Annotated in this window: 25 protein-coding genes, 1 tRNA gene and 1 pseudogene; 20 read left to right on the top strand and 7 right to left on the bottom strand. The window is 46.8% G+C overall.

Going from position 1 to position 23,502, the window contains the following annotated elements; all coding sequences use genetic code 11:
- Positions 1-31: 31 nt before the first annotated feature.
- On the top strand, positions 32-496 hold the full coding sequence (locus tag IE094_RS03360) for an SRPBCC family protein (protein ID WP_189639128.1): 465 nt from the start codon (positions 32-34) through the stop codon (positions 494-496).
- A gap of 49 nt (positions 497-545) precedes the next feature.
- Here IE094_RS03360 and IE094_RS03355 read toward each other — a convergent pair whose 3' ends face one another.
- Positions 546-1,385 (bottom strand): prephenate dehydratase, encoded by an 840-nt coding sequence (locus IE094_RS03355; RefSeq protein WP_189639127.1) that lies wholly within the window; start codon positions 1,383-1,385, stop codon positions 546-548.
- 129 nt (positions 1,386-1,514) lie between these two features.
- Here IE094_RS03355 and IE094_RS03350 point away from each other — a divergent pair, with 129 nt between their 5' ends.
- The 7 genes from IE094_RS03350 to IE094_RS03320 all read left to right on the top strand — a co-directional run bounded on the left by IE094_RS03350 (position 1,515) and on the right by IE094_RS03320 (position 8,766).
- Positions 1,515-2,042 carry a c-type cytochrome gene (locus tag IE094_RS03350; protein WP_308429190.1) on the top strand — a complete coding sequence of 176 codons (528 nt, stop codon included), beginning with the start codon at positions 1,515-1,517 and terminating at the stop codon, positions 2,040-2,042.
- 146 nt (positions 2,043-2,188) lie between these two features.
- Complete coding sequence (locus tag IE094_RS03345) at positions 2,189-4,030, top strand: extracellular solute-binding protein (RefSeq protein WP_229802003.1); 1,842 nt, start codon at positions 2,189-2,191, stop codon at positions 4,028-4,030.
- A 28-nt stretch (positions 4,031-4,058) separates the two neighbouring features.
- Complete coding sequence (locus IE094_RS03340; protein WP_189639125.1) at positions 4,059-5,138, top strand: microcin C ABC transporter permease YejB; 1,080 nt, start codon at positions 4,059-4,061, stop codon at positions 5,136-5,138.
- On the top strand, positions 5,135-6,250 hold the full coding sequence (locus tag IE094_RS03335; RefSeq protein ID WP_373295850.1) for an ABC transporter permease: 1,116 nt from the start codon (positions 5,135-5,137) through the stop codon (positions 6,248-6,250). Before IE094_RS03340 ends, IE094_RS03335 begins: the two co-directional genes overlap by 4 nt.
- Complete coding sequence (locus IE094_RS03330) at positions 6,247-7,848, top strand: ABC transporter ATP-binding protein (RefSeq protein ID WP_189639124.1); 1,602 nt, start codon at positions 6,247-6,249, stop codon at positions 7,846-7,848. The genes IE094_RS03335 and IE094_RS03330 overlap by 4 nt, the downstream gene beginning before the upstream one ends.
- 66 nt (positions 7,849-7,914) lie before the next feature.
- A tRNA-Arg gene (locus IE094_RS03325) sits at positions 7,915-7,991 on the top strand.
- 151 nt (positions 7,992-8,142) lie between these two features.
- Positions 8,143-8,766 carry a tyrosine-type recombinase/integrase gene (locus tag IE094_RS03320; RefSeq protein ID WP_229802001.1) on the top strand — a complete coding sequence of 208 codons (624 nt, stop codon included), beginning with the start codon at positions 8,143-8,145 and terminating at the stop codon, positions 8,764-8,766.
- Here the strand turns inward: IE094_RS03320 and IE094_RS03315 are convergent.
- Together IE094_RS03315 and IE094_RS03310 are read right to left on the bottom strand one after the other, a co-directional pair.
- Positions 8,723-8,932, bottom strand: coding sequence for a DUF1330 domain-containing protein (locus IE094_RS03315; RefSeq protein ID WP_189639123.1), 210 nt, complete (start codon positions 8,930-8,932; stop codon positions 8,723-8,725). The two genes, IE094_RS03320 and IE094_RS03315, sit on opposite strands and share 44 nt — an antisense overlap.
- Positions 8,933-9,183: 251 nt before the next feature.
- A pseudogene (locus tag IE094_RS03310) lies at positions 9,184-9,387 on the bottom strand (helix-turn-helix domain-containing protein); the annotation flags it as partial.
- A 337-nt stretch (positions 9,388-9,724) separates the two neighbouring features.
- Here IE094_RS03310 and IE094_RS03305 point away from each other — a divergent pair.
- Both IE094_RS03305 and IE094_RS03300 read left to right on the top strand, forming a co-directional pair.
- The gene (locus IE094_RS03305; RefSeq protein WP_308429189.1) at positions 9,725-10,327 is read left to right on the top strand and encodes a sigma-70 family RNA polymerase sigma factor; all 603 of its coding nucleotides are present in this window, start codon (positions 9,725-9,727) and stop codon (positions 10,325-10,327) included.
- Complete coding sequence (locus IE094_RS03300) at positions 10,324-10,959, top strand: ChrR family anti-sigma-E factor (RefSeq protein WP_189639121.1); 636 nt, start codon at positions 10,324-10,326, stop codon at positions 10,957-10,959. Before IE094_RS03305 ends, IE094_RS03300 begins: the two co-directional genes overlap by 4 nt.
- 7 nt (positions 10,960-10,966) lie before the next feature.
- Here IE094_RS03300 and IE094_RS03295 read toward each other — a convergent pair whose 3' ends face one another.
- Entirely contained in the window at positions 10,967-11,692 is a 726-nt protein-coding gene (locus IE094_RS03295) for an SDR family NAD(P)-dependent oxidoreductase (RefSeq protein ID WP_189639120.1), read from the bottom strand.
- On the bottom strand, positions 11,679-12,458 hold the full coding sequence (locus IE094_RS03290; protein ID WP_189639119.1) for a DUF1365 domain-containing protein: 780 nt from the start codon (positions 12,456-12,458) through the stop codon (positions 11,679-11,681). The genes IE094_RS03295 and IE094_RS03290 overlap by 14 nt, the downstream gene beginning before the upstream one ends.
- A 124-nt stretch (positions 12,459-12,582) precedes the next feature.
- On the opposite strand from IE094_RS03290, the gene IE094_RS03285 reads away from it, so the two are divergent.
- The 5 genes from IE094_RS03285 to IE094_RS03265 are packed head-to-tail and all read left to right on the top strand — an operon-like array spanning position 12,583 to position 17,277.
- Positions 12,583-13,911 carry an NAD(P)/FAD-dependent oxidoreductase gene (locus IE094_RS03285; protein WP_189639118.1) on the top strand — a complete coding sequence of 443 codons (1,329 nt, stop codon included), beginning with the start codon at positions 12,583-12,585 and terminating at the stop codon, positions 13,909-13,911.
- The gene (locus tag IE094_RS03280; protein WP_189639117.1) at positions 13,862-15,019 is read left to right on the top strand and encodes an SAM-dependent methyltransferase; all 1,158 of its coding nucleotides are present in this window, start codon (positions 13,862-13,864) and stop codon (positions 15,017-15,019) included. The genes IE094_RS03285 and IE094_RS03280 overlap by 50 nt, the downstream gene beginning before the upstream one ends.
- Positions 15,012-15,509: a hypothetical protein gene (locus tag IE094_RS03275; protein WP_189639116.1), complete on the top strand. Its 498-nt coding sequence runs from the start codon at positions 15,012-15,014 to the stop codon at positions 15,507-15,509. Before IE094_RS03280 ends, IE094_RS03275 begins: the two co-directional genes overlap by 8 nt.
- Positions 15,509-16,735, top strand: coding sequence for an MFS transporter (locus IE094_RS03270; RefSeq protein ID WP_189639439.1), 1,227 nt, complete (start codon positions 15,509-15,511; stop codon positions 16,733-16,735). Before IE094_RS03275 ends, IE094_RS03270 begins: the two co-directional genes overlap by 1 nt.
- Complete coding sequence (locus IE094_RS03265) at positions 16,732-17,277, top strand: DUF3833 domain-containing protein (protein ID WP_189639115.1); 546 nt, start codon at positions 16,732-16,734, stop codon at positions 17,275-17,277. Before IE094_RS03270 ends, IE094_RS03265 begins: the two co-directional genes overlap by 4 nt.
- A gap of 449 nt (positions 17,278-17,726) precedes the next feature.
- On the opposite strand, the gene IE094_RS03260 is transcribed toward IE094_RS03265, so the two are convergent.
- Positions 17,727-19,019: a tyrosine-type recombinase/integrase gene (locus IE094_RS03260; protein ID WP_229801999.1), complete on the bottom strand. Its 1,293-nt coding sequence runs from the start codon at positions 19,017-19,019 to the stop codon at positions 17,727-17,729.
- 221 nt (positions 19,020-19,240) lie between these two features.
- Between IE094_RS03260 and IE094_RS03255 the strand changes: the two genes are divergently transcribed.
- The 5 genes from IE094_RS03255 to IE094_RS03235 all read left to right on the top strand — a co-directional run bounded on the left by IE094_RS03255 (position 19,241) and on the right by IE094_RS03235 (position 22,555).
- Positions 19,241-20,446, top strand: coding sequence for a tyrosine-type recombinase/integrase (locus IE094_RS03255; protein WP_229801998.1), 1,206 nt, complete (start codon positions 19,241-19,243; stop codon positions 20,444-20,446).
- A gap of 16 nt (positions 20,447-20,462) precedes the next feature.
- Entirely contained in the window at positions 20,463-21,359 is an 897-nt protein-coding gene (locus IE094_RS03250) for a hypothetical protein (protein WP_189639113.1), read from the top strand.
- A 96-nt stretch (positions 21,360-21,455) separates the two neighbouring features.
- Positions 21,456-21,698: a MerR family transcriptional regulator gene (locus tag IE094_RS03245; protein WP_189639112.1), complete on the top strand. Its 243-nt coding sequence runs from the start codon at positions 21,456-21,458 to the stop codon at positions 21,696-21,698.
- Positions 21,698-21,880, top strand: coding sequence for a hypothetical protein (locus IE094_RS03240; protein ID WP_189639111.1), 183 nt, complete (start codon positions 21,698-21,700; stop codon positions 21,878-21,880). The genes IE094_RS03245 and IE094_RS03240 overlap by 1 nt, the downstream gene beginning before the upstream one ends.
- A 138-nt stretch (positions 21,881-22,018) precedes the next feature.
- Positions 22,019-22,555, top strand: a complete 537-nt coding sequence (locus IE094_RS03235) for a helix-turn-helix domain-containing protein (RefSeq protein ID WP_229801996.1) — start codon at positions 22,019-22,021, stop codon at positions 22,553-22,555.
- A 60-nt stretch (positions 22,556-22,615) separates the two neighbouring features.
- Here the strand turns inward: IE094_RS03235 and IE094_RS03230 are convergent, their stop codons facing one another.
- Positions 22,616-22,945, bottom strand: coding sequence for a hypothetical protein (locus IE094_RS03230; protein ID WP_229801995.1), 330 nt, complete (start codon positions 22,943-22,945; stop codon positions 22,616-22,618).
- Positions 22,946-23,502: the final 557 nt, after the last annotated feature.

Here is a 23,502-nt window from a genome sequence, read left to right as displayed (position 1 = left end):
TTACATCACATATTTGAATTAGGGCAATTTGATGGAATTAAAAACGAAACGCACCGTACAGGCACCAATTGATTTGGTGTTCCAAGAATTCACAAATTTCGTTTGGTTTGAAAGTGTCGCGTTATCGCGAGGGCTGAACATTGAACGCACGGATGCGATGGTGGATATTCAGACGGGCATTTCGTGGCATTTGTCAGGGCGCATTCGTGGAAAACAACGCGATGTTGATATTGCGGTGACACAATTCATCCCACAAAAATCCACGGGTTTTCGTTGCGAAAGCAAGGCACTCGATTCACAGATCGATATCAATTTTACACCCGATGGACCCGCCCGCACCAAAGTGAAAATCACCATCGCACCCACCGCCAAAAACATATCAGCACGGCTAATGTTGCAATCGGTCAAGCTGGCGCAAAAGACGATTGAAAAACGCATTTCATCGCGGATGAAAGATTTCTGTACCACAATCGAAGAAAAACACGCATCCGCGTGATTGGTGAACGCAGGCATCGCGCCGATTGATCAGGGTGATTTGGCGCGCCCTAGCCCGGGTGTTTTGATTTATAAACGCCCAGAATTTCCAAATGCGTGGTAAAATATCCCAGCTCTTCCAATGCGCGTGCAACTGCGGGTTCATCGGGGTGACCAATGATATCGGCGTAAAACTGTGTTGCAGTGAACGAACCATCAACCATCGCGGATTCCAGCTTCACCATATTCACACCATTGGTCGCAAATCCTCCCATCGCCTTGTATAATGCAGCGGGGATGTTGCGCACGCGAAATACAAATGTGGTTTTCATTTCCTCGCCATTCAATGCAGGGCGCGCATAATCGCGCGATACGATCAAAAACCGCGTAGTGTTGTTTGACGCATCTTCGATGTCTTTGGCCAGCACATCCAAACCATAAAGTTTGGCCGCAAATTCGGATGCAAGTGCCCCTTGCGATGGATCATCTGATTTTGAAACGTCTTTGGCCGACCCTGCAGTGTCGCCACCCTTGATCGGTTTAATACCGTGTTCATTTAAAAATGTAGCACATTGCCCAAGCAATACAGGATGGCTGAGCGCGGTTTTCACCTGTTCCAGCTTGACGCCCTTTTGCGCCATCAAGCTGATGCGCACACGCACGTAATGTTCGCCGATAATTTTTAACCCCGATTGGGGCAACAGGCGGTGAATATCGGGCACACGCCCATAGGTCGAATTTTGCACGGGCATCATCGCCAAATCGGCGTCGCCATCCTTGACCGCATTCAATGCATCCTCAAACGAGTGAAACGGAATAACATCTGCATCTGGGTACGCTTCGGCGCAGGCTTGGTGCGAATATGCGCCCAGCGCACCTTGGAATGCGATTGTCAGATTTTCACGCGTCATTTTGGCTACCTTTGCAATCAGGGCGATTGGTCGCGGTTCTACAGCTTGCAACGCCCTATGGGAAGAGGCTAGAAGGTGGCGAAGATTCGAAAACATGCAATAGCTAAAGTGAGCAAAGCCATGGACACAATGGAAACAACAAAAATCGTCGGCGGTCTGTGCGGCGCATTACTGATTTATCTGATGATCAATTGGGCTGGTGAAATTATTTATCACGTTGGTTCAGACGATCACGGCGACAGCCACGGCGAAGAAGTGGCAATGGCACCTGCTGATATTTATCAGCCAGAAGATGCTGGCGCTGGTGCAGCAAACGCATCAGAAGGTCCATCATTGGACGAATTGCTGGCAGCAGCGGACGTTGATCGCGGCGGCAAAGTTTTTGCAAAATGTAAGGCATGTCACAAATTGGACGACGGTGCGAACGGCACTGGCCCACATTTGTTTAACATCGTTGATCGCCCCAAAGGTAATGTCGATGGTTTCGCATATTCTGGTGCAATCACTGGTTTGGGTGGAAACTGGGACGCGGCTGCGTTGGATGGCTTCCTTGAAAATCCGAAAAAATACGCATCAGGTACAAAGATGTCTTTTGCAGGCCTTAAGAAAGCAACAGATCGCGCAAACCTGATCGCCTATCTGGCAACAATCAAATAATTTGCCCAAGATTTCGACGAAAAGCCGCCTATTTGGGCGGCTTTTTTGATTCTAACGTTAAATTTACGCGATTTGACATAAACGCGTATTGCAGTTGATCAATTTTGCCCGATACTCTGCACCGCAGAATAAACGGGAGTATCAGGGTGAATTTATTATCGAAATCAATCTGTGGCGTAGTGATAAGCATAAGCGTTGGCGCAATCAGCGTATCGGCCGAAACGATTATCAAATCCCACGGTATTTCCACATTTGGTGAATTGAAATACGACGCAGGCTTCGCACATTTCGATTATGTGAATCCAGATGCGCCCATCGGGGGCACCTTTTCCACATGGGGATTTGGCACATTCAACAGCGTCACCCCCTATATTCTAAAAGGTCAGGCAGCAACGCTCGCATCTGCCCCGTATGAATCTTTGATGACGGGTGGCGCGGATGAACCCGATGCGATGTATGGTCTGTTGGCCGAAACCATCGAATACCCTGAAAGCCGCCAATGGGCGATTTTCAACATCCGACCAGAGGCACGTTTCTCCGATGGATCGCCCGTCACGGCAGAGGACGTCGTATTTTCCTATAACGTCTTATACGAAAAAGGCCGCCCCAGTTTTAAGGCCGTGTTTAGCGATTTTGAAACGGTCGAGGCCTTGGACACATTAAAAGTTAAGTTCACCTTCAAAGAAGGTTCCAACACTCGCGAATTACCCCAAACCGCCGCAGGGCTCCCAATTTTTTCCAAAGCCTATTACGAAGATCGCGACTTTAGCGAAAGCACGCTTGAACCCCCGCTGGCATCTGGTCGGTATGTCATCGACAAGGTAGTGCCAGGTAAAAGCATCACATTCAAACGTCGCGATGATTATTGGGGCAAGGATTTGAACGTGAATATCGGGCGCGAGAATTTTGAAAAAATTCAGATCGAATATTTCACTGATTACACCGCCGCATTCGAAGCGTTCAAAGGTGGCGCATATCATTATCGCCAAGAATATTTGTCCAAGCTTTGGGCAACATCATATGATTTTCCATCGCTTGAAAAAGGATGGGTAAAATCCGAAACCCTACCCGATGGCAATCCTACGGGGACGCAGGGGTATTTTTTCAATCTGCGACGCGAAAAATTCCAAGACCCGCGGGTGCGTGAAGCGATTGGTTTGATGTTCAATTTTGAATGGTCAAACAAAACGCTGTTTTACGGGCTGTATAATCGCACTGACAGTTTTTGGGAAAATTCCAATATGCAGGCATCGGGTCCCATCACCCCCGAAGAGCTAGCCATTTTGGAACCTTACCGCGATGAATTACCAGAATCCGTTTTCACCGAAGATGCGTTTACCCCACCCGTATCCAAGCCAAGCCAAGTTGACCGATCCGCCGTGCGTCGTGCGGGGAAACTGTTGGATGACGCAGGTTGGAAAATTAAAGATGGCGTTCGTCAAAACGAAGCTGGCGAATATTTGACCGTGAACTTTTTAAACGATTCACCATCATCCGAACGCATCACCAATCCGTTCATCGCCAATCTGAAACGTCTGGGCATTCAGGCATCAATGGATTCCGTTGACGCCGCACAAGGTGCAGAACGTGAAAAGATTTTTGACTATGATATCACCACCGTGCGTTATGCGATGTCATTGTCACCAGGCATTGAGCTGCGCCAAATTTTTGGATCGGCCACCGCGGATTCCGAAGGTTCGGCCAATCGCACAGGTCTGTCCAACCCCGCAATTGATGCGATCATCGAAAAGGTTGAACAGGCCAAAACACGTGATGATCTTACCGTTGCTGTCAAAGCATTGGATCGTGCGTTGCGCGCCATGCACATCTGGGTACCGCAATTTTACAGCGGGCAATATTTCGTCGCATATCTTGATATTTACGACCACCCCGAAAATTTACCGCCCTATTCTCTGGGCGAAATGGATTTCTGGTGGTACAACGCTGAGAAATACAAAAAACTACAAGCGGCAGGTGCAATAAAATAGCACCCTAAACCGCCAGCAGAGAACAGATATGGGCGCTTATATATTACGCAGGTTATTGCTGATGATCCCGACATTGATTGGGATTATGGTAATCAACTTTACGCTGGTGCAATTTTTGCCCGGCGGCCCTGTGGAACGCATCCTGAGCCAATTGGAACAAGAATCCAGCGCATCCGATCGCATCAGCGGTGGCGGCGGCGAGGTATCGGGTGGCCAAGGCGAAGGCGGATACCAAGGTGCGCGTGGTCTGCCCGATGGATTTGTCGAAGATTTGGAAAAGCAATTCGGGTTCGACAAACCACCATTGCAACGGTTTTTCCTGATGATGGGGAATTATTTACGCTTTGATTTTGGCGAAAGCTATTTTCGATCCATCAGCGTGATTGATCTGATCTTGGAAAAAATGCCTGTGTCGATCACGCTTGGGCTTTGGTCCACTTTGCTTGCCTATTTGATATCCATCCCGCTTGGCATCAAAAAGGCTGTCCGCGAAGGGTCGCGTTTTGATACATGGACATCAAGCATCATCATTTTCGCCTATGCGATCCCCAGTTTTCTGTTCGCGATTTTATTGCTGGTGTTATTCGCAGGTGGTTCGTACTGGCAGATTTTCCCATTGCGCGGATTAACATCCGAAGGTTTTGCCGACCTGAGCTGGTTCGCCAAGGTAAAAGATTACCTCTGGCATATCGTTTTGCCCGTGACGGCCGCATCAATTTCGGCATTTGCCACGCTCACATTGTTGACCAAAAACTCGTTTCTGGATGAAATAAACAAGCTTTACGTCATGACTGCACGTGCCAAGGGGCTGTCGGAAAACAAGGTGTTTTATGGCCATATTTTCCGCAACGCGATGTTGATTGTGATTGCGGGGTTCCCTGGCGCATTCATCGGCATTTTCTTTGGCTCATCTCTGTTGATCGAATTGGTGTTTTCGCTGGATGGCTTGGGCCGTTTGGGGTTCGAGGCCGCGGTTGATCGCGATTATCCTGTGTTATTTGGCACGCTGTACCTGTTTGGGATGATCGGGTTATTGGTGCGGCTGATTTCGGATTTAACCTATGTCTGGATTGATCCGCGTATTGATTTTGAGAGCCGCAACACATGAGCCGTATTTTCAAATCACCCATCGCCAAACGCCGCTGGAACAATTTCAAATCAAACCGCCGCGCATTTTGGTCATTGTGGATTTTTTCGGTAATTTTCATCATCTGTTTGTTTGCTGAAATGGTAGCTAACGACAAACCATTATTGGTATCTTACAAGGGTGATTTATACACGCCAGCATTCAAATTTTATTCCGAAACTGATTTCGGCGGCGAATTTGAATCAGAGGCCGAATACCCCGCACCAGAGGTGCAATGCCTGATCCGATCTGGTGGGTTGGAATCCTGTTTGGATGATCCAGAAGGCATCTATGCCGATGCCGACGATGGGATTGTGGACGGTCAAAAAATCGACAAAGGCTGGATTTTAAATCCACCCATTCCTTACAGTTTTAACACCATCAATTATGATGTCGCCACCGCACCATCCGCGCCCGATTCAAAACATTGGTTGGGCACGGATGATCAAACCCGCGATGTTGTTGCGCGGATCATTTACGGGTTTCGTATATCCACAATCTTTGGATTGCTGGTTGTGTTCATGTCGTCATGCATCGGGATTTTTGCAGGTGCCGTGATGGGATATTTTGGTGGTTGGGTTGATCTGGTTTTTCAACGTTTGGTGGAAATCTGGGATTCAACCCCGTCACTTTATATCATCATCATATTCTCGGCGATTTTTACGATGAATTTTTGGATATTAATGTTCCTGATAACCTTGTTCAGTTGGACAGGATTGGTGGGATTAATCCGTGCAGAATTTTTGCGCGCGCGCAATTTTGAATATGTGCGCGCCGCACGTGCCTTGGGTGTGTCAGACATGAAAATCATGTTCCGTCATTTGTTGCCAAACGCGATGGTGGCGACACTAACATTCCTCCCGTTTTTGGTGACAGGTGCGATTGGTACGCTGACCTCGCTTGATTTTCTGGGATTTGGTTTGCCTGCATCATACCCATCATTAGGTGAATTGGCATTGCAGGCGAAAAACAATCTGCACGCGCCGTGGCTTGGTTTTAGTGCGTTTTTCACATTCGCGATTATGCTCTCGCTATTGGTGTTCATCTTTGAAGGTGTGCGCGATGCGTTTGATCCACGAAAGACATTCAAATGACCACAGTTCTTGATGTCAAAAACCTGACCATTGCGTTTAACAAAGACGCCCCTGCCGTTGATAACATCAGCTTTGATGTATCGGCGGGTGAAACCGTGGCATTGGTGGGCGAAAGCGGGTCTGGCAAATCTGTCACCGCGTTATCGTCGGTGAAATTATTACCCGACAGCGCGAATGTTTCGGGCAGCGTGCAATATCGTGGCACCGAAATGATTGGCGCAGATGCCGCCACGTTGCGCCGTGTGCGCGGCAATGACATCAGCTTTATTTTTCAAGAGCCGATGACATCGTTAAACCCCTTGCATGTGATTGAAAAACAATTGGGCGAAAGCCTTGCGTTGCACCAAGGGGTGCGCGGCGATGCCGCTCGTCCGCGCATTATCGCATTGCTGGAACAGGTTGGTATTCGCGATGCTGAAAGCCGATTGAACGACTATCCGCATCAATTATCTGGCGGACAACGTCAACGCGTGATGATCGCGATGGCGCTGGCCAATAAACCCGATCTGTTGATCGCGGATGAACCAACAACGGCGCTCGATGTCACAATACAAGCACAGGTTCTCGAACTGCTTGCGGATATTCAAAAACGCGAGGGCATGGGCATGTTGTTCATCACCCATGATCTGGGTGTGGTGCGCAAAATCGCCGATCGTGTTTGTGTTATGCAACATGGCAAGATTGTTGAATCTGGCAATACGGGCGAAATTTTCGATAACCCGCAACATCCATATACCAAAATGTTGCTCGACGCCGAACCAACAGGTACACCCGAAACCATTGTTGACGATGCGCCAAAGGTTTTATCGGCCAAAGATTTGCGCGTATGGTTCCCGATCAAACGCGGATTTTTGCGCAAAACCGTGGGCCATGTTAAGGCTGTGAACGGCGCCGACTTTGCCATTCGCGCGGGTGAAACTTTAGGCGTGGTCGGCGAAAGCGGGTCGGGCAAAACCACCCTCGCCCTTGCGGTGATGCGGCTGATTTCATCAAACGGTGAAATTATGTTCCAAGGGCGCGATGTGCAGGGTTTGAAAAACAAACAGCTCACCCCATTGCGCCGCGATATGCAAATGGTGTTCCAAGACCCATTCGGAAGCCTGTCACCACGCATGACCGTTGGTGAAATCATCGCCGAAGGTTTGGGCGTACATGGTTTGGAACAAGGGCAGGATCGCGAAAAGCTGGTATCAGATATATTGATAGAGGTCGGATTAACCCCCGATATGGCGCATCGCTATCCCCATGAATTTTCAGGTGGTCAGCGCCAACGCATCGCCATTGCGCGCGCGATGATTTTAAAACCAAAACTTGTTGTCTTAGATGAACCGACATCCGCACTTGATATGACCGTACAGGTGCAAATTGTCGAATTGTTGTTGGATTTGCAGAAAAAATACGGTTTGGCCTATTTGTTCATCAGCCACGATTTACGCGTTGTGCGCGCATTAAGTCATAAGGTATTGGTGATGAAACAAGGCGATATCGTTGAAACGGGCACAGGCAGCGAAATTTTCAATGCCCCAAAAACCGAATACACCCGCGCATTGATTGCCGCTGCATTCAATTTGACCGCGAGCGATGCGGTGTCTCAATAAAATACCTGTTAAAACTTGCATTTGCCTCTTGCAAACCCATGCCAGCCCGCGTAAATCCCCCCTCACGGACCGATAGCTCAGCTGGATAGAGTACCTGACTACGAATCAGGGGGTCGGGGGTTCGAATCCTCCTCGGTCCGCCATTTCCCCATTTTTGACAGTTTGTTTTGATCGCTTTCATTGGCGTATTTCACTGTAAAATATAAATAATATTACAGTTGTGCTTTTTATTAGGTTTTGTTCAGTTATGCTCATATCGTTACCTTGCGTGGTACATAATGGGGTATATTTGAGATGGCGATTTCTGGAAAGCTAACAAAGAAGCTGGTCGAGAATCTTGGCAAGGGTCGCCACGGTGATGGGAATGGGCTTTATCTAGTTGTTGATGCCTCTGGGGCGCGGCGCTGGATTGTTCGTGTTGTCGTAAAGGGGCAGAAGGGTAGGACAGGCGCACCGCTCAGAACTGACTTTGGTTTGGGTGGTGCGGATATTGTCACGCTAAACCAAGCCAGAGAACGCGCATTGGAATATCGGCGCATGGCAAAGCAGGGGTTAAACCCGCGTTTCAATGCCAAACGTGAAATACCGACATTCGCAGAAATCGCCCAGCAAGTGCATATTGACCGTTTGCCAACGTGGAAAAATCCCAAGCACGGGCAGCAATGGATTAACACCTTGCGCGATTATGCATTCCCCAAGATCGGGCGGATGCCTGTTGATAGCATTGGACAGCCAGAGGCATTGATGTGCCTTGCACCAATCTGGACAGAAAAACACNCAAACGCAACACCATCAATCAGCGCCGCTTGCAACACTTCAGAAAAGCGGCATAATCAAATCAACGACGAACCAGAGCCTCCATTAATTTATAAGCTCACGTGTTCCAATTTATCTGACGACGGACACATTCAAGAATAACACGTAGTGCAGCAGATTGATCGTCACCTTCGATTTGGATATGACTTGTCGTACGCGCCAAATATTTTCCACCGTGTTTTGTGATGATATCTGTCACTGAACCAACATAATTTGGTATCCAATCTTCGTTAGTTGGCGTGACGGCAAGAACTGAATAAGCGGTCATGATCGTAGTCCTTTTGATTAGGGTAGTTGCCCAAATCACAATATTCGCTGACAATGAAATAAAAATGATTAAAAAGAGAATTCATAATTTCGATTTTAAATATAATGAATGAACAGTGGAGCATCCTTTAGCAACAGTTTTTGAACTACTCATGTTTAGGAAACTGGCTTTCACCCGAGTGATATTTCTAATTTTGGCATGCGCTTATTCAAGCCCACAAATCTGTCCAACCTGCGCTGACGTCAGACACTATTGGCATACCATTTCGGGATTGAGGGTTTGTCAATCAGGCTAGTTTCACCGGGTTCGAGATAGGCAGTACGCCAGCGATAAAAGCTCGCACGACCAATGTCGAAATGACGACAGGTTTTAACGACAGAACCGATTTCGGCGGCATAATTCAAAATACGAAGTTTGCGGCTAATAGCCCGTTGATTATCATTCTTAAGAAACATCCTCTCTCTTCTATATGAGAATACAGAAAATATCTCGCGAGTACGCTAATATCTACAGGCAATCCACCACTAACCATTAGGCATTTCATTTCTAGTCGCGCCGAGGGTTAAGCCCAAACTGTTTGCGAGCATGTCTGGCGTCGCTCGACTGGCAATGTAGCAAATCCGAAATCCCATTACCTACCTCTCCGTAACATTTTTCAAAAACCCTAGTGCCGTAATAGGCCAATTACAACTATCGTATTGTCTGGATTTAATTTTGAAAAATAGTGATCCAAGGGTCATGCTGGTTCGTATTTAAACTATGACACAGCAATGTTTTGATATACCTTGTGCGATGACGCTTACACCTATTGCAGTTGGACGTGAAAGAAAACTAGTGACGAATAAACGCACAAAGGTATCTGAACAAACAGAATGGATGCTTGCGGTGCGCGATTCTCGTGACCGTGATGCGTTTTCCCATTTGTTTGATTACTTTGCGCCCCGCCTGAAAGGTTTTATCATCAAAACAGGTGTGTCAGGCGCACAAGCAGAGGAAATCGTGCAAGATGTGATGCTAACAGTTTGGCGCAAATCAGCGCAATTTGATCCCCACCGTGCGCAGGTTTCTGCGTGGATTTATCAAATTACACGTAATCGCCAAATTGATATGATGCGCAAAGGTGGCCGCCCAATCCCAGAAGAATTGAAAGCAGAGCCACATCAAGAAGACGATGCCATGCAAATTTTGGCAATGGATCAAGAAGCACAAAAATTGAAACACGCCATTTCGAAGCTAAGCAAAGATCAGCGGATCGCAATTGAGCAAGCCTATTTGGGCGAGTTGACCCATCAAGAAATTAGCGATCAAAGCGGTGTACCGCTTGGAACGATTAAATCGCGTATCCGTCTGGGACTAGAACGCCTCCGACTAGAGTTAAAGGGATTGCGATCATGACCCATGCTAATCACCATATCCCTGATGCGATGTTAAAAGCCTATGCCGCAGGTAACATTTCGCCCCATTTTGCGACACTTGTCGCTGCGCATATTTCCATGTGCGAAACCTGTCGAGTTGCACTTGGTGCGCATGAGGCCGTTGGGGGTGCATTGCTTGATGTGACGAAAGCTGTGGATGTTTCATCGTCGCTCAAAACAGATGTATTTTCAAAACTTGATGCGCCGTTTGTGCCAAAACCTGTGTTTGATCGTTCTGGCATTTATCCAGGCCCTATCGTGCAAGCGATGAAAGGTCAGGAGCCGCGCTGGAAATCTTTGGGCATGGGAATCCGCCAGCACATTATTTCATACGATAAACAGGGATCGTTACGTTTGTTGTATATCCCTGCGGGACAGGCTGTGCCCGAGCACGGTCATAATGGTCTTGAACTCACGCTTGTCTTGCAAGGAAGCTTTAGTGACGAGACAGGTCAGTTTGGCGTTGGCGATGTCGAAGTTGGCGACGAAGATTTAGCCCATGTGCCAACGGCGGATGCAGGGGCGCCTTGTATCTGTTTGGCAGCGACGGATGCGTCGTTGCGATTTGCAGGGTTGATCCCACGTATGTTGCAACCAATTTTTAAAATTTAGCGCGGGATTATTTTCCGCGATAAATCAAAATATCGGGAAGATAGGGCAACAGGCGAATAAACCATGAAAACGGAGCGGGGAAATCTGTGCGGAATCGATTTGATTTCATTGCTTTGTGCACATGTAACGCGGCCTGTTCTGCAGACATCAACATGGGCATCTTAAACTCATTTTTCTGGGTCAACCGCGTTTTAATAAAACCAGGGTTCACCACACGCACAACAATCCCTGTATTTTTTAGGTCATGGCGCATGGTTTCTGCCAAGCTGATCATTGCAGATTTGCTCGCACCATAACCGATTGATGCGGGCAATCCGTGATACCCCGCCAATGATCCAATTAATGTAATGTCACCTTTGCCGTTTTTTGTGAACTGCGGGATTACGCATCCAAGTGCGCGTATTGCGCCCGCGAAATTCACATCAACCATCTTTAAAATTGCACGAGTATCCCATTTTGTTGTGCGCATCGGCTCATAGGTTCCAACATTATATATCACACCATCAATTGCACCGACATCTTTTCCAGCCTGTGTAATCGACGCGTTATCTGTTATATCAAGGGGAATGGCGTGCGCATTGCTCAATTCTGCCGCAAGGCTGTTCAACCGATCCGCATTACGGGCAGACAAAAATAGCGTTGCACCATCTCGATCAAGGCGTTTTGCCAATTCGCGCCCCAAACCTTCGCTCGCACCAATCAACCAATAGGTTTTGTTGTTAAGGTCGTTCATTGTCTGGCTTTCTAAAATTGTAGCTGTCACTCATGAGGTTTTTGGGCGGCGCAGGCGTGCGTCTGAAAGGTGCGCGTTTGATATAAAGAAACAACGCTTGCCAATATATCAATGTCAAAACGCGTACCGCACCAAGAGGGCGGGTAATTGCGGACTGTATTAGCGAGCGATTGGTTGCAGGCTTTCGTTTTCCCGCAAGTGTAGCAAGGACACCCTGATCGCCATTTTTGTAATGTATACGGATGTTTATATCGTCATCGTTAATGTCAAAATTAAAATGATATTGGCCTTCAACCCTTTGAAATGGGGACACATGCATCAATTTTTCGGCGATAATATTAGTATTCTTTGTAATGGGCTTAAATTTATCCAAGGCACAGAAATAGCAATGGCGATCACCAAATGTATTGTTCACCTCTGCTACGAAGGCACAGGGCTTCCCTTGTTTCAGGGCGATCCAGAAGCTAACTGGGTTGAATTGAAACCACAAAAACTTAGGCTGGGCGAGTAGTAAAATTTCTGTTTCCTTAGTGGGAAATCCGCGCTGTTGCAGAATGTTTTCAAACCATTCTTTGCCATGTCCGAAATTGCGTTCACCGCCGTGGTTTTTATCCCAAAGTGACCAAAGGTTGAAACGGTTGTGTGATATGACATGTGGCGTGAATTCACCAAAATCGGTCAACACTAAATCCACGCGATACCAAAAGGAATTTTTGATTCCACCAGATCGGGCATGAAATGTTTTCGCGCGGATGTGTTCTAACATAATTGTAATACGTGCGCTGTTCGTCGGTGGATCAGTTGGTTGCTAAATAAAATTAATTTTCAGTTTATGATCCAAAGCGCACTGGGCAACGTAACCCTTATACAATAATAAGGAAAACGTTTAAATGTTGGACCAAACACAGGGTAGACGACGAAAAATAGCAGTCGTCGGGGGGGGCATATCTGGATTGTCCGCGGCATATTATTTATCTGCGCAACACGATATCACGCTTTTTGAATCCGCCGATCGGCTGGGTGGACACGCCCGCACAGTGCTTGCAGGTAAAAATGGTGATCAACCTGTTGATACCGGTTTTATTGTTTTTAATCACGTCACCTATCCTCATCTAACAAAGCTGTTTCGTGAACTGGATGTACCTACAATCAAAAGCGAAATGAGCTTTGGTGCCAGCATTGATGATGGCCGCTTAGAATACGGTTTGAACAGTTTGCGCGCAATCGTAGCGCAAAAACGTAATTTGTTGCGGCCACAATTTTACAAAATGATATGGGATATCCTGCGGTTTGGAAAATTGGCAGAATCGGCCGCCACGGATGATGACAAAACCATTGGTGATTTGGTTGATGAATTGAAATTAGGGCGGTGGTTTCGGGACGATTATTTGATGCCCATGTGTGGTGCGATATGGTCGACGCCTGTGGATGATGTGGATGCCTTCCCCGCAAAATCATTGGTCCGGTTTTTCAAAAACCACGCTCTTTTGGCTTATGGAGGTCAACACCAATGGTGGACGGTCAAAGGGGGGAGCATCGAATATGTAAAACGTCTGGAGGCTGCGTTGATCGCGCGTGGATGCGATTTGCGTCTTAAATCACCCGTAACGAATATTGCCCGCGAAGGTGGTCGTGTGATCGTGCAATCACAAACTACACAAGAGAGCTTTGATGAAATCATTTTTGCGTGTCACTCTGATCAGGTTTTAAACATCCTCAAAAACGGTGCAACAGCAACAGAGCGCCGCGCGCTTGGTGCGATCCGTTATCAACCAAACCGCGCTGTTTTGCATTGTGACACAGGTCAGATGCCAAATCGCCGTGCATCCTGGACAAGTTGGGTTTTCAAATCGCAGCAAAAATCGATTTGTGTAACCTATTGGATGAACAGTTTGCAAAATATCCCAAATGATGACCCACTCTTTGTCACGCTCAACCCACCTAGCGATATTCACAACGACAAAATTTACGACAGCGCGGAATTTTCCCATCCGATATTTGATCGCGCTGCGTTGCGTGCGCAAAAAACGCTGGCAGGGATTCAGGGTGAAAACAACACTTGGTTTATTGGCGCATATCATCGCCACGGATTTCACGAAGACGGGATCGCAAGTGCGATGCGCATCGTCAGAAAACTAAATGCCCCCGAATTTACGAAAGGACTGAGCCATGAGATTGACCGACAAAGCGTTGAAGACGGAGTTTCTTGCGACCTGTGAGCGCCTCTCTGATGGCCAATTGACGCTGCGCACGCCAGAAGGGGAGCGTTACAATTTTGGCAATACGGGTGATCATGCGGAAATGATTATCCGCGATTGGTCGGCCGTGTCGGCCATGGCCGCACATGGGCAAATTGGATTGGGCGAGGCGTATGTCCAAGGGTTATGGGAAACACCATCGGTTGATGGTCTGATGTCTATGGCGATGCGCAATCGAGATCAATTGAGCGGGTATGACCAAGCAAGCCTGTTTAATAAGGCAAAGTTTCGATTGGTTGATACGGTGCTGCGCGCCAATTCACGCCGTGGGTCGCGCAAAAATATCCGTTCGCATTACGATGTGGGAAATGAGTTTTACCAACTGTGGCTGGATGATGGGATGACCTATTCCTCAGGGTTGTTTGATACGCATGACGATGATCTGGGCGTTGCCCAACATCGCAAAAACACACGTGCATTGTCACGTTTGAGCGCTGGTGAACGGGTGTTGGAAGTTGGGTGCGGGTGGGGTGGCTTTGCGGAACACGCCGCAACAGAAGGGCGCGATGTAACGGGGATCACGATATCGCGTAATCAATTTGGGTATGCGGATTCTCGTCTTGATGGGCGCGCGGAAATATTGTTTCGCGATTACCGTGATGTGAACGAAAAATTCGACAATATCGTTTCCATCGAAATGATAGAGGCCGTTGGCATGAAATATTGGCCAAGCTATTTTTCAACGTTGAAGAACAATTTGGCCATAGATGGACGGGTTTTGCTACAGGCGATCACTGTTGATGACGATTATTTTGATACCTATAAAACCCAATCCGACTACATCCGCCAATATGTGTTTCCAGGTGGAATGTTGCTCAGCGATAAAGTGATTGCAGAACAGGCGAAAGCGGCGGGTTTCAAGGTGATGGACAATTTCGCCTTTGGACAGGACTATGCAAAAACCTGTCGGATTTGGGCCAAAGATTTAGTCGCCAAAAAAGACAAGATTCATGCGCTTGGATTTGACACGGCATTTTTTCGCAACTGGCAATATTATCTTGAGATATGTGCCGCATCATTTGCGATTGGGCACACAAATGTGGTGCAGGTGGAATTGGCGCATGCCTAGGCTTATCACCGCAATATTATTGGTTTTGGCATTGCCACATCTGGCAATGGCAAACTCTGTTGACGCGGTGTTTGCTGGCGCAGAAAAAATTGGGGAATCCACATTTAGAGCCCTTGGCCGCCCAATTTATAATGCGCGATTATATACCCAAAATGGTCGCGCATTTGATTGGAACCAAGATTTTGCATTGCTGATAAATTACCAACGAAACATATCGCAAAAAGACATTGTTGAAACGACTTTGCGTGAAATGAAACGCATGGGGAGTCGTCCGCCAATTGATAATCAATTACGCAATTGTTTTTCTGCTGTCGGCAAGGGGGACCAATATCTTGCGGTTACGGATGGCCCCAACCAGGTTTCGTTTTGGCGCAATTTCAAACCTGTTTGCACGCTGATAAACCCGCAAATCAAACGCCGTTTCATGTCGATATTTTTGGGTGAGAATAGCCGTTCGGCAAAATTCACAAAAGAACTGCGAGGGGAATGATGGTTCATGCTCGCGTAGGTTTTTATGCGTTGATGTTAGCGACCGCTGGCATCCCATTATATATTCATTTGCCACGATTTGCATCGGTGAATTTGGGCATTGGATTGGGAACTGTTGGTGCGATATTGCTATTGATCCGATTGATCGATCTGATCCAAGATCCGCTGATTGGTTGGATCATAGATCGCTGGCCAAAGGCGCAGAGCATGTTTGCGATGGCGGCGGCGGTTGGGCTAGCGATCGGGTTTCCATTGTTGTTCACACGCACTGCCGAAGGAATTGTCAATTTAGAACTTGTTGTCATTCTGATCTTACTGTTTTCGGCATATAGCCTTGGTATGATCCTGCTTTACGGGCGCGCGGCAACATTCGCAAAAACCCAAAACCGGTCTGATATGATGACTTTAGCAGCATTTCGCGAAATGGGTATGTTGGCGGGTGTGATCATCGCTGCAATCGCACCAAGTATATTCGTCGCGCTTGGCTGCGCGGGTGGTGGTTACCCCGCATTTGGATGGTTTTTGGGGGCAATTGCAGTATCCACTGCGGTGATTACGCGCCCTATATGGCATCGCGCACCCATTTTGGGGGATTGTTTTTCAATGTCCGATTTGGCATCGGGCGGGGCGCTTCGATTATTGATACTGGCCCTGATTAACAGCATGCCAGTTGCAATCACATCAACATTGTTTCTCTTCTTTGTCGAAGATCGGCTACACCTTGTTGGTAAATCTGGCCCGCTTTTGATTTTATTCTTCCTTTGCGCTGGGATCAGCGTGCCAATTTGGGCGCGGGTTAGCAGCGGCATTGGTGGCAGGAACACATTGTTGATTGCGATGCCTCTTACCATTGCAGGGTTCGTTTACGCAGGCTTTTTAAACGCTGGTGATATCGTTGGATTTTCCATCATCTGTGTCGTATCGGGGATTGGATTGGGCGCCGACATGGTTGTGCTGCCCGCAATGTTTAGCGTGTCGTTAAACCGCGCTGGTATCAAAGCATCACAAGCGTTCGGAATCTGGTCATTTGCAGGCAAACTTGGCTTGGCCTTGTCCGCATTTATTGTGCTCCCGCTTCTTGAATTTAACGGGTTCAAACCTGGCCAGGCAAACACGGCGTCTGCATTAGCGACCCTTAATATCGCCTATGCTGTTGTGCCGTGCTTTCTAAAACTTATCGCATTTGGCTTCGCCCTTATGCTTCCAACTGAGGACGAAATCTCATGAAATTAGTTACGTTTATACTCTTGCTGATACTGGCACTTATCACTGTTCGAAGTTTATTTTTAAGCTTTCGTTCGCAATCACCATCAGATTACGCACAGTTGGGGCCAGAGTTTGTTCTTAAAAAACACCTCTCTGGGCGGTTCCAATCCGAGGGTTTGATTTATGGCCCAAATGGTAAGGTTACAAATACCTTTGTTGCGGTCATGAATGCAGAATGGGACGGCGATACGGGCACAATGACCGAAGATTTTACCTATTCCAACGGCACAAAGCAGCAACGAATATGGTATATGACCGCGGGGGCGGACAATACGTTCACTGCGACAGCTGATGATATTGTTGGTAAAGCAACGGGAGTACTGTCGGGTGCAACGGTGATGTTAAACTATAAAATAACACTGCCAGACGATGCGGGCGGGTATACGTTGACTGCGACCGATTGGTTATATTTAACTCAAGATGGGGTCATTATGAACAAATCAGAAATGCGAAAATTTGGGATAAAGGTTGCCGAGTTAATAGCGACGATGCGTCGCGAATAATTTATCAAGTTACTCTCAAGATTCAAAGGGTTTAGCGCTTGTGTATTTGATTTGAAAATACGCAGTGGGCTTGCCCAATGAATGCAATGGATTGTTGCGTGCTACTGTTCGTCAACAACTTAACGATAAAAATTTCCACATCATAGCTTCGTCCAGCGTTAGTTTGATTATTCGCTTTAATGAATTGGCGTTTGTCACCCTACTGTTCTTGCAAAATTGAACTAGCCCATTCCTGCATCAACCGTTTCATAAAACCTCAAGGCAGTTATTCGTCCTTTAATCGTTTTGTAGCGATACTGGCTTGTGCGGTTAGCACGAGCATATGGCGGTGTTACCTTGCAACGCTAATCTAGCTTTATCTCGAAATTTATCCCATTATTACAAGCTAATGAAAAGCTTGTGTTATCGAAAACTAGTGGATGGTGTGTGGCGTGTTCATTTTGCTTGGCTCAAAGAGAGATGATGCTCTGTTTCAATGCAAAACTTCCCCAATTTTCCATCATGTCACGTCTTTGTTCCAATAAATCTGTACGATGATACGCAGATTCTGTTTCGCTTTTAATTGCATGTGCAAGTGCCCTTTCCGCGAGATCACGAGCATAACCGTTTTCTGATGCCCAATCGCGAAAGCTCGAGCGAAATCCATGAACTGTGGCAAAGCGCTGGGCAGTATCACTTGCGATTTTTGAATCACGCAATATTTTGCTCAGCGTCATGTCACTGAGCGGGCTACGCCCGGACTTTGAAAATACCAAAGGGCCTTCGTGTGCAAAGGGCTTGCGATGCTTTAGTAGATTGAGGGCGGGTGGCGATAATGGAACATTGTGCGGTTTGCCGGTTTTGGTGCGATGTGCAGGGATTGACCAAACATTATTTGGAAAATCAATTTCATCCCAGGTTGCTCCGCGGACTTCTCCTGATCGCGCTGCAGTCAAAATGAGAAACAGTAATGCTTGTTTCCCGCAAGTCATATTGTCAGCTTGGAACAGTTGTTTTGCTGCGCTGGGCAGATCCCGCCACGCAACTGCTGGGAAATGTTGAACACGGTCGCGTTTTTTTGGTTGTTTTGGAAGCAGAGCACTCACAGATGACACAGGATTATGTTCGATATACCCCTGCGCGATGCACCAAAGCATCACACGTTCGCAGCGCTGTTTTAATCGACTGGCTGTTTCGGGTTTTGTGAGCCAGATCGGGCGGAGCGCATCTGCAAAATCAGCAATTCGTAATTGATCAACGGTAACATTTCCTATCTTTGGAATGGCATAGCTACGTAACGTGTTTATCCATTGCTGCTTGTGTTTGTTGTTTTTAAAGGCTGGAGAAATATCCGCAAAAACCTTTTCGCAAGCTGTCGCGAAGGTTGGAATATTATTCTCTTGCTCTTGAATACGTGCATCCCGTTCGCGCTGATCAATAGGATCAATGCCGTCAGCGATGAGCGCTTTATATTGAAGGGCTGTGGCCCGCGCTTGGGCAATGCTGACATGAGGATAAGTACCCAAACCCATATCGCGCCGCTTACGCGTTTCTGGTGAGACAAATCGCAATGTGAACTTACCTCTTCCATTTTGCGAAGAGGGCTCAAAGCGCAGGCCAGGTACACCACCAACACTTACCGGTTTATCACCAGCTTTGCATTTTCGCGCTTTTGTATCGGTTAACAACTCTTTCTCAGCCCCACATCCAGCCCCACATTTATTCTGTGATTTGTTGATATTGATTGAGGTGGAATGAAGCAAGGTAAATTATTTGAGTGTTAAAATACATTTAATAACAAATGTTTAGTGCGCGAATATGATACTTCATGCAACATGACGTTGGCGGACTGTCTGTCCGCCAACTACCCATCTTTAGCAGTTTGTTTTGATCGCCATCACTGTCATATTGCGCTTAAAAATATAGGTCTTATCGCAATTATCCTTTTTACTGGTTTTTGTTCAATTATGCTCATATCGTTACCTTGAGTGGTACGGAATGTGGTATTTTTGAAATGGCGATATCTGGAAAACTTACAAAAAAGCTGGTCGAGAATCTTGGCAAGGGTCGCCACGGTGATGGCAATGGGCTTTATCTGGTCGTTGATGCCTCTGGGGCGCGGCGCTGGATTGTGCGTGTTGTCGTAAAGGGGCAAAAGGGCAAGACAGGCGCACCGCTTCGTACAGACTTTGGTTTGGGTGGTGCGGATATTGTCACGCTGAACCAAGCCAGAGAACGCGCATTGGAATATCGGCGCATGGCAAAGCAGGGGTTAAACCCACGTTTCAATGCCCAGCGCGAAATACCGACATTCGCAGAAATCGCCCAGCAAGTGCATATTGACCGATTGCCAACGTGGAAAAATCCCAAGCACGGGCAACAATGGATTAACACCTTGCGCGATTATGCCTTTCCCAAGATCGGGCGTATGCCTGTTGATAGCATTGGACAGCCAGAGGCATTGATGTGCCTTGCGCCGATCTGGACAGAAAAACATGAAACCGCCAAACGATTAGCCCAACGCATGAAGGTTGTTTTGGATGTGGCAAAATCCAAAGGGTTTCGCGATGGGGAAAACCCGATAACGGCAATTAAAGAAGCACAGGTCTTGCCCAAGGTAAAAGCCAAGCCCAACCACCACAAGGCAATGGCATGGCAGGACGTACCCGCGTTTTATGTCGATCTGAGTGGGCGCAGCGCTATGGCAGCCAAGGCGTTGATGTTTACGTGCCTAACAGGATCGCGCACGTCAGAGGTATTGGGAATGCGCTGGGCAGAGATTGATTTTGATGCAAAGCTTTGGACATGCCCCGCTGAACGGATGAAAACAGGCGAAGAACACCGCGTACCGCTTACAGATGAAATGCGGAAAATCATTGAACCGTTGCAAGCGATGCAATCGGAATATGTGTTTGAGGGGCAGAAACGAAACAAGCCGCTATCAAACATGTCTATGTTGATGTTGTTGCGGCGCATGAAGGTCGAGGGCGTCACCGTCCACGGGTTCCGCTCAACATTCCGCGATTGGGCGTCAGAGGTTGCAAATGCACCCAGAGAGGTTGCGGAAATGTCATTAGCGCATAAAGTGGGTTCAGATGTTGAACGCGCCTATGCGAGGTCTGATTTATTGGAGCGGCGCAGGGAGTTGATGGAGAGTTGGTCTAGCTTTGCGGCTGGGGAGAGTAAATAGGAAGAGGGGAGATTATATGGCCAAGCGCAAACTGTTGGAATTGCCCGAAGGTATACAAAACAAATACCAACGTGCGCTAGGTCTATCCGACGACGATATCCGCTTTCAATTATGGGAGGTTGCTACAGACTGTTTACCTGCATTCCCAAATTGGGATGAAATAGAAGCTCTGGTTGAACAAAAAATTGATGAGAAAGCGAAAAGTGAAATTGAAGATTTGTTCAGATTAGAATTTCAACGTCGAATGGTTAATTTTCTAATGGTATCCGTCCATGACTTCCCTGCATCGCCAGAAATTACCCAGACCGAACTATCGCGTAAATTCGAAAAAATTAGTGGGTTAGCTGCGAAACTGGAGGAAGAAATAAATCAGCTAGCTGAAATTGGGTCTGGCTTAGTTTTCAGACCTAAGACGACTGGATGGCGTATTTCTGTGGATAGAGAAGAATTTGATTTAAGTCCATTTATAGTTAGGCAAAAGTTGCCAACTGACGAAGATTTCTTTGACTATATTGGTTTTCGCAAAAACCTAGACTATTATAAAAGAATTGGCGAAATTCATTCGATGTTTCATACGTATATCGGTAGAAGAAGCCAGTTTGCTCATGGCTACAATTGGTACGAAACTTTTATTCGCCGGGTTTTTTTTGCTCTTTTTCCTACAGGTTTTGACCTCTCCATAACAATACCGACCGATACAAATATCGATTATGAATCCAAATTGATTGTTTTGCTAAACATATTATTAGAGCATTTTAGAATTCATTCAAAGAAGCATGAATGTTGGAGCGATTTGGATGTTGAATTTTCGTACCGTCAACACGCCAGATTGCTCTTGAAGCTTAGAAAGGAATTTGAATCTTTTCCATCTGAAGAAAGTCTTTTCTGGCTTTATAAATACGCGAAAGAATAATCCGAATTTGCATCGTAAAAAAAATCATTAGCGGATTATGAAGCCAAAATAAGCTTGGTTAATCATGTGTCATTGAAGCCATAAAAGGAAAATTCAATGACTGAACAAACCTCCCTGTTCGATACAAACCGCAACTATCAGCCCACTGATCCTGAGATTGTCGAGCTACTTGGCAACACAGCCAAACAAGCCCAGATGCGCCACTATGGGCGTTCCCCAAGCTTTTACCGCCTAGGGCGCAAGATTATCTATACTGGGGCAGATTTGAACGCATGGGCAGATGCCCAGCGCGTGGATACTTTATGCAAGGAAAAGCGCACCCGCGCAGGAGGTGCATAATGAAAAACCCCAACTCGCCAAAAGCTGGGGCTTTTCAGATGTCATTTATGAACACCTTGATCGGCTCTATGAATGACACAAAAGCCCTTAATAAATCAACCCCACCGTCGCGCCGCTTTTATTGGGATAAGCGTTCCAATTCCTATGAGGTCTGGCATTCAAGCAAGGGGGTGATGTTATGAAGATAGATCGCCCAGATAATTCACATTGTGAATACGCGCATGGCTATTCCAAGGTGATTGTCGTCTCTGGCAAATATCGGATTATTATCTGCAAGGATGACTGGCAGTGGGTAATTCAAAAGAGGCGCGGAATAAGACGTGCCCAGCCGCGTTGGTGCAATCTTTCCTACTGTCGTAGCAGCAAGGCATTGTTGCGGCTCTGGTCTGGGCTTCACGGTTGTTTGGGTGATATTACCCATTGGCCTGAGCTACACGATTTACCGCCAATCTTTGGGGGTCATTGCGATGGGTAAGGGCAAGAGATCAAAAGAGGGGCAGTATATCCCATTGCTCTATGCCCAAGCCAAAAGTGCAGCGTGGCGTTCCCTATCTGGGAGTGCTGTTAAGCTCTGGGTCGAGCTACACACGCGCTATAACGGTGGTAACAACGGCAAACTAATCCTATCACAAGGAGAGGCCGCCAAGGCGCTGAGCATGGGTAAAGCAACGGTAAAACGTGCTTTTGACGAATTGCAGGTCAAAGGGTTTATCGTTTTGAAAAAACAGGGAAGTTGGTATTCTAAGAGGGCGAATGAATGGCAGATTACCACTAAGCGCGACGATGCCGATCCAAAGGCCAGAGTTCCGACAAATGATTGGCGAAGCTGGCAACCAGATTCTAAGGGTCAATCTTAGGGTGATTGCAAAAGGGCGGCAAAGGAATGCGCCGCCCAGTTCACAGTTCAACTTGTCTGGTTATATGCAACGTTTAGCAGCTTGTTGACGCTCAATTGCGTTTAGCTTGCCTTTGGTCACCGCAATTTCCGTTTCCTTGTCAGCACCCGCCATTGACGACATTGGAACACCAATCAAGAATACACCCAATGCATCACCTGTTTGAGCGCTCTTTTGTGCCGCGCTTTGCGCTTCTAAGTTTTGGCGAAGAGTAATTTGATTCTTTGCTAATGTTGAGCAAGATGCGTCCGAATAATGACTTGCACCCAGATTAGCTGCTGGAATTTTATCAGGTGATTTGGCGCAAGCAGAGATCAATAGAATGGTGGAAATGGTTAGAATTTTTTTCACAATATTTGCCTTTCAAAACAAAAAGTAATTTTGGGTGACGATAGTTGTCACTGTTCACCTTTTATTAACTAAATTGTGATCGCAATGAGGCGAAACTTGAGCCAAAAAGCAGCTTGTGGTTGTTTTTCTGGGGATAAGTTGTTTTCTATTTTTTGTAAAAATGGGCGTCATGTGTGTGACTTAAAAACAAAACACGGTTCTGAAATGGAACTGTAGAGGTTTGTTAAGGTTCCGTTATAGAACCGTGAGCGTTTTTATGGTTCCAATCTAGAACCTGTTGGGCATGTTTCTGGCAGGTTCTACGGTTCTGAAATGGAACACTAATATATACCACTCCTTAGTGAAGAGAGAGGGGGTAGCGCAAAGTTTACGGGCATGGAGGATCAGTACCGACTGCCTAGGCTTATTCGCGTTTCCACAGTTCAGACATTTGAGCCACAATCAAAAGTTGTTCAAATGTTGACACGACATTCCTTATTTGGTGAGCTTCGATCATATTTGAGACGTAATTTAATTTTATTCTAAAGCCATTAGGGATTTTTTATTGGAGTTGTATG

The sequence above is a fragment of the Paramylibacter ulvae genome (assembly GCF_014652655.1).
Classification (GTDB): Bacteria; Pseudomonadota; Alphaproteobacteria; order Rhodobacterales; family Rhodobacteraceae; genus Amylibacter; species Amylibacter ulvae.
Note: the sequence above shows the minus strand (reverse complement) of the source record. Positions and strands in the feature narration are given on the sequence as shown.

Coding starts and splice junctions, on each gene's coding strand:
- IE094_RS03340 (WP_189639125.1), top strand. CDS start 4,059: ATGGGCGCTTATATATTACGCAGGTTATTGCTGATGATCCCGACATTG.
- IE094_RS03275 (WP_189639116.1), top strand. CDS start 15,012: ATGCCTAGGCTTATCACCGCAATATTATTGGTTTTGGCATTGCCACAT.
- IE094_RS03315 (WP_189639123.1), bottom strand. CDS start 8,932: ATGACCGCTTATTCAGTTCTTGCCGTCACGCCAACTAACGAAGATTGG.
- IE094_RS03300 (WP_189639121.1), top strand. CDS start 10,324: ATGACCCATGCTAATCACCATATCCCTGATGCGATGTTAAAAGCCTAT.
- IE094_RS03305 (WP_308429189.1), top strand. CDS start 9,725: ATGACGCTTACACCTATTGCAGTTGGACGTGAAAGAAAACTAGTGACG.
- IE094_RS03335 (WP_373295850.1), top strand. CDS start 5,135: ATGAGCCGTATTTTCAAATCACCCATCGCCAAACGCCGCTGGAACAAT.
- IE094_RS03250 (WP_189639113.1), top strand. CDS start 20,463: ATGGCCAAGCGCAAACTGTTGGAATTGCCCGAAGGTATACAAAACAAA.
- IE094_RS03295 (WP_189639120.1), bottom strand. CDS start 11,692: ATGAACGACCTTAACAACAAAACCTATTGGTTGATTGGTGCGAGCGAA.
- IE094_RS03240 (WP_189639111.1), top strand. CDS start 21,698: ATGAAAAACCCCAACTCGCCAAAAGCTGGGGCTTTTCAGATGTCATTT.
- IE094_RS03330 (WP_189639124.1), top strand. CDS start 6,247: ATGACCACAGTTCTTGATGTCAAAAACCTGACCATTGCGTTTAACAAA.
- IE094_RS03265 (WP_189639115.1), top strand. CDS start 16,732: ATGAAATTAGTTACGTTTATACTCTTGCTGATACTGGCACTTATCACT.
- IE094_RS03350 (WP_308429190.1), top strand. CDS start 1,515: ATGGAAACAACAAAAATCGTCGGCGGTCTGTGCGGCGCATTACTGATT.
- IE094_RS03280 (WP_189639117.1), top strand. CDS start 13,862: ATGAGATTGACCGACAAAGCGTTGAAGACGGAGTTTCTTGCGACCTGT.
- IE094_RS03355 (WP_189639127.1), bottom strand. CDS start 1,385: ATGACGCGTGAAAATCTGACAATCGCATTCCAAGGTGCGCTGGGCGCA.
- IE094_RS03285 (WP_189639118.1), top strand. CDS start 12,583: ATGTTGGACCAAACACAGGGTAGACGACGAAAAATAGCAGTCGTCGGG.
- IE094_RS03245 (WP_189639112.1), top strand. CDS start 21,456: ATGACTGAACAAACCTCCCTGTTCGATACAAACCGCAACTATCAGCCC.
- IE094_RS03270 (WP_189639439.1), top strand. CDS start 15,509: ATGGTTCATGCTCGCGTAGGTTTTTATGCGTTGATGTTAGCGACCGCT.
- IE094_RS03360 (WP_189639128.1), top strand. CDS start 32: ATGGAATTAAAAACGAAACGCACCGTACAGGCACCAATTGATTTGGTG.
- IE094_RS03290 (WP_189639119.1), bottom strand. CDS start 12,458: ATGTTAGAACACATCCGCGCGAAAACATTTCATGCCCGATCTGGTGGA.